Origin of the sequence: Nocardia sp. NPDC058633 (assembly GCF_042717045.1) — a bacterium.
GTDB lineage: Bacteria > Actinomycetota > Actinomycetes > Mycobacteriales > Mycobacteriaceae > Nocardia.
Genome location: NZ_JBHXRA010000041.1, coordinates 1 through 4,783, shown reverse-complemented (window position 1 = coordinate 4,783; position 4,783 = coordinate 1). Strand labels below are relative to the sequence as shown.

General features: G+C 66.5%; 6 protein-coding genes. 2 read left to right on the top strand and 4 right to left on the bottom strand.

All coding sequences use genetic code 11. The features are described from left to right. Nucleotides 1-214 precede the first annotated feature (214 nt). Complete coding sequence (locus ACFWUR_RS29585; RefSeq protein ID WP_378911225.1) at nucleotides 215-1,399, bottom strand: acetyl-CoA C-acetyltransferase; 1,185 nt, start codon at nucleotides 1,397-1,399, stop codon at nucleotides 215-217. A 131-nt stretch (nucleotides 1,400-1,530) separates the two neighbouring features. Here ACFWUR_RS29585 and mce point away from each other — a divergent pair, with 131 nt between their 5' ends. Both mce and ACFWUR_RS29575 read left to right on the top strand, forming a co-directional pair. Next, on the top strand, nucleotides 1,531-1,992 hold the full coding sequence (gene mce / locus ACFWUR_RS29580) for a methylmalonyl-CoA epimerase (protein ID WP_378911223.1): 462 nt from the start codon (nucleotides 1,531-1,533) through the stop codon (nucleotides 1,990-1,992). 86 nt (nucleotides 1,993-2,078) lie between these two features. Beyond that, entirely contained in the window at nucleotides 2,079-3,074 is a 996-nt protein-coding gene (locus tag ACFWUR_RS29575) for a hypothetical protein (RefSeq protein WP_378911222.1), read from the top strand. 91 nt (nucleotides 3,075-3,165) lie between these two features. Here ACFWUR_RS29575 and ACFWUR_RS29570 read toward each other — a convergent pair whose 3' ends face one another. From ACFWUR_RS29570 to ACFWUR_RS29560, 3 genes are all read right to left on the bottom strand, one after another. Beyond that, nucleotides 3,166-3,456, bottom strand: coding sequence for an ATP/GTP-binding protein (locus ACFWUR_RS29570; protein ID WP_378911221.1), 291 nt, complete (start codon nucleotides 3,454-3,456; stop codon nucleotides 3,166-3,168). Nucleotides 3,457-3,467: 11 nt separating this feature from the next. After that, entirely contained in the window at nucleotides 3,468-4,211 is a 744-nt protein-coding gene (nucS, locus tag ACFWUR_RS29565; RefSeq protein WP_378911219.1) for an endonuclease NucS, read from the bottom strand. A 252-nt stretch (nucleotides 4,212-4,463) separates the two neighbouring features. Next, entirely contained in the window at nucleotides 4,464-4,595 is a 132-nt protein-coding gene (locus ACFWUR_RS29560; RefSeq protein WP_364412807.1) for a hypothetical protein, read from the bottom strand. Nucleotides 4,596-4,783: the final 188 nt, after the last annotated feature.

The window sequence follows — 4,783 nt, the reverse complement described above, 5'->3', positions numbered from 1 at the left end:
GGGGGGGGGGGGGGGGGGGGGGGGTTCTGGGGCGGGGGCCCTCCCAGATCTCGTCCCCGCCCCGGGGCCCCCCCGGCCGGCCCCTCGGGGCCGCGACTCGAGCGCGCCAGCGCTCCAACAAACACAGCCCTGCCTGGGACTACCGATCACCAAATCCCAGCCCACAAGAAAGCCCCAGCACTCACCAGAGCGCCAGGGCCTTCTCGGACAGAACTCAGGCGGGAACCCGAATGATCAGCGCATCACCCTGACCGCCACCACCACACAGCGCGGCAGCACCCACGCCACCACCGCGACGCTTCAGCTCCAGCGCCAGGTGCAGCAAGATGCGCGCCCCGGACATGCCGAGCGGGTGTCCGATGGCGATGGCGCCACCGTTGACATTGACCTTCTCCGGGTCGAAGCCGAGCTTGCGGGTCGAGGACACACCGACCGCCGCGAACGCCTCGTTGATCTCGATCAGGTCCAGCTCGGCGGGCGTGATGCCCTCCTTCGCGCAGGCGGCGAGAATCGCGTTGGCCGGCTGGTCCTGCAGCGTCGAGTCCGGCCCGGCCACCTGGCCCGCGGCACCGATCTCAGCGATCCACTCGAGCCCCAGCTCTTCGGCCTTGGCCTTGCTCATCACGATCACCGCGGCCGCGCCGTCGGAGATCTGCGAGGCGGTCCCCGCGGTGACGGTGCCGTCCTTGCGGAAAGCCGGACGCAGCTTGCCCAGCGATTCCACGGTGGTATCGGCGCGAATGCCCTCGTCCTCGGTCACGTAGACCGGGTCGCCCTTGCGCTGCGGCACCGCGACCGGCACGACCTCGTCTTCGAACAGCCCGTTCTTCCACGCGGCGGCAGCGCGCTGGTGCGAGGCCGCGGCCAGCGCGTCCTGCTCCTCGCGGCTCACCTTGTCCAGGTCGTTGCGATCCTCGGTGAGCAGGCCCATGGCCTGGTCGGTGATCACGTCGTGCAGGCCGTCGTAGGCCATGTGGTCGACGAGGGTGGTGTCGCCGTATTTGAAGCCCTCGCGGCTCTTGGGCAGCAGGTGCGGGGTCTGGCTCATCGACTCCATGCCACCGGCGACCACGATCTCGTGCTCACCGGCGCGGATCAGCTGGTCGGCCAACGCGATCGCGTTGATGCCCGACAGACAGACCTTGTTGATCAGGATCGAGGGCACATCCATCGGGATACCCGCGGCGATGGCGGCCTGACGCGCGGGCAGCTGCCCCGCACCGGCCTGCAGCACCTGACCGAGGATCACGTAGTCGACCTGCTCGGGCGCGACGCCGCCCTTCTCGAGCGCGGCCTTGATCGCCACACCGGCCAGATCCGAGGCTTTGAAGCCCTTCAGACCGCCCAGCAGCCGACCGACCGGGGTACGCGCACCGGACACGATGACAGAAGTGGTCACGAAAGCCTCGCATTCATTGAGTCGATCCTCACCGGACGCACACAGCAGCACCGCGCGCGTACAGGAGTTGGACTCCACGGTAACCGGTATCGGCGCGCGCCCGGCACGCAGGTCCGCGCTAGCTTCGTGGGGTGACCAACGAGAACTTCATCCCCGCCGACTACGTCATCGCCGTCGACCACGTGGGTATCGCCGTGCCCGACCTCGACATCGCCGTGGCCTGGTACACCGACAACCTGGGCATGGTCGAGACCCACCGCGAGGTGAACGAGGCCCAGGGCGTCGTCGAGGCCATGCTGTCGTGCCCCGCCGCCGCCGACCGGGCGACCGCCCTGCAGTTGCTGGCCCCGCTCACCCCCGAGTCGACCATCGCCAAGTTCATCGACCGCAGCGGCCCCGGACTGCAGCAGTTGGCCTACCGGGTCACCGATATCGAGGCGGTTTCGGGATTCCTGCGCGGGCGTGGTGTGCGTTTGCTGTACGAAGCCCCCCGCCACGGAACCGCCGATTCCCGCATCAATTTCATCCATCCGAAGGATGCTGGCGGTGTGCTGGTCGAGCTCGTGGAGCCGAACCCGGATGTTACGCACTAGTACACGGGTACGGTCGGGAAATCTCGGCGAGATCACAATCACGGTCGAGTCTCCATTGGCTCGCTCGAGGCTGTATTTTGTGTGCCATGTCGTCACCTGAGTCCGATCGCAATCGCTTCGTTGCACTGCCCTTCACCGTTGTGCGCAAGGGTTATGCGCAAGACGAGGTGCGCAACTACTTCGACCGCTTCGACGCTGAGCTCCGCGTCACCGCCACCGACCGGGACGCTGCCGCCGCGCAGGCCCGCAATCTCGCCAGTCAGCTGGAAGATGCGCGTGACGAGATCGACGAGCTCCGCAAGGAGGTCGACCGGCTTTCCGTGCCGCCGACCACCGCCGAAGGCATGTCCGACCGTATCTCGCGCATGCTGCGCCTTGCCTCGGACGAAGCGTCCGAGGTCCGCGCGCTGGCGCAGGCCGAGGCCGCCGAGATGGTGTCGATCGCCGAGCAGCAGGCCACCGAGATGCGTGGCAAGTACGAGTCGCTGCTCGCGGAGACCAAGGAGAAGCGCGAGGCGCTCGAGATCGAGTTCGAGCAGACCCTCGCGAACGCGCGCACCGAGTCCGCCAAGATCATCGAGGCCGCCCAGGCCGATGTGGAACGTCTCGGCAAGGAGGCCGAGGCCAAGCGCAAGGCCACCCATCAGGACTTCGAGGCCACCATGAACGATCGGCGCACCAAGCTGACCCGTGCCATGGAGGAGCTCGAGGCCACCAGTCGCGCCGAGGCCGCCCAGCGGATCAAGGACGCGACCGACGAGTCGAACCGCCTCATCAGCTCCGCCACCCAGACCTCCGAGCGCAAGATCGCGCACGCGAAGGAACTGGCCGAGGAGATGCGCGTGCTGCGCGGCCGAGTGCTGGCCCAGCTGCTCGGTATTCGCGGTCAGCTCGATTCCGTGCCCGCCATGCTCGCCGCGGTCAACCGCGAGAGCGAACTGCTCGACGGCACTCCCGAGCGCAAGTCGATCAGCAACAACGGCAACAAGTCGGTGTCGAGCTCGCGCCAGAACAAGGCCATCCCCGAGGTCGCCGACGAGGACATCGTCGATGAGGACCGCGAGAGCGCCGACGTCAACTAACCGACTGTCGGACTCGTCACGACATTCACCAGGAAAACCGAAGGCCGCCTCGAATCATCGAGGCGGCCTTCGGTTTTCGTTGTGTGTTGCGTCACGACCAACGGCGGGTGATGCGGCGCGTGCGCCTGCCGTTCCAGCACCCCTGATGCCAGTGCCTCCGGTCGTCCTCGCCGCCCTCGGCGGCCCAAGCCACGATATGGGCGACACCGACCGCGATCTCGTGATCGCAGCCGGGGCACCGATAGGTCTTCACCGCGCGGGCACCGGGAACCGTTCTTACGATGTAGGTTTCGTCACCCGGACCGTCCTCGGTGCGGCCGTAGACGTCACCGATCGGCGCGGGCCCCGTAGGACGCCCGGTGCGTGGTTTCCGTCGCGGCATCCCACTTCCTCCTAGAAAAGGCGGAAAACGTTGCTCTCCGTGCCACGTAGCTCGTCGTAATCGAGCGTGAGGCAGCGGATCCCACGGTACTCCGCCAGCGTCTTCGCCTGCGGCTTGATCTGCTGCGCCGCGAACACCCCGCTCACCGGGGCCAGCAGCGGGTCGAGATTGAGCAGTTCGAGGTAGCGGGTGAGCTGCTCGACACCGTCGATGTCACCACGTCGCTTGATCTCCACCGCCACCGTGGCGCCGTCGGCGTCGCGGCACAGCAGGTCCACCGGGCCGATCGCGGTCATGTACTCGCGCCGCACCAGGGTGTACCCCTCCCCGAGCTTCGTCACGTGCTCGGCGAGCAGCTCCTGCAGGTGCGCTTCGACGCCGTCCTTCACCAGGCCGGGGTCGACGCCGAGTTCGTGTGAGGAATCGTGCTCGATCTCCTCGATGGTGATCCGCAATTCCTCACCGGCCTTGTTGGTCACCACCCACAGCGCCTTCGCGGTCACCGGCTCCGGCATCTGCCCCTCCCGCAGCGGCCGCACGCCCGCGGGCAATGCGGCGGGCACCGGGTCCGGCACATCTTGTTCCACCAGCCAGCACGGCGGACTCATCCAGTTCAGCGGCTTGTACGAACCGCCGTCGGAGTGCACCAGCACCGACCCGTCGGCCTTGATCAACAACAGCCGACGAGCCATCGGAAGGTGGGCGGTCAGTCGGCCGACATAGTCGACCTGGCAGCGAGCAATGACGAGGCGCACCCAAGCACTGTAGCTGTTCCGACTCTCCGCGACTTTTGCCGGTCGTGGGATGCGAAGCGCTTTGTCGGCGGGGCTGGCGGCGTGATGGTGGCACCGGGCCGGGCGTCCCCGGCGAGTTACCCATGCACTCGCGAAATCAGTTGTCGCGGAACACAAAAGGACCCTCCAACCCAAGTCGGAGGGCCCTTCCATGTTGTCCCATCAGCGCCGATGGCTACTAACGGCCATACTCATCCCGAGCCGAGTTCTGGGTCAGAACGGCTGTCCGGTCAGCAGCCCGAACAGCATGATCGGCAATGCGACAATGCCGAACAATGCCTGGCGGACCGGATCGCCGGCCAAAACGCCTTCACTGAGCCATGCCATTGCATCGGTAGAACCCATGAACATCTCCCTCTTCGAATGGTCGGACATCAGGTGAATCGCGACTACCCGAAGTGACGTTACCCAAGGTCACGATCTGACAGGACGCCCGTGGAACGCAAAAAGGCCCTCCAACCGAAGTTGGAGGGCCTTTCGCAATGATGTTCCGGCAGTGTCCTACTCTCCCACACCCTGTCGAGTGCAGTACC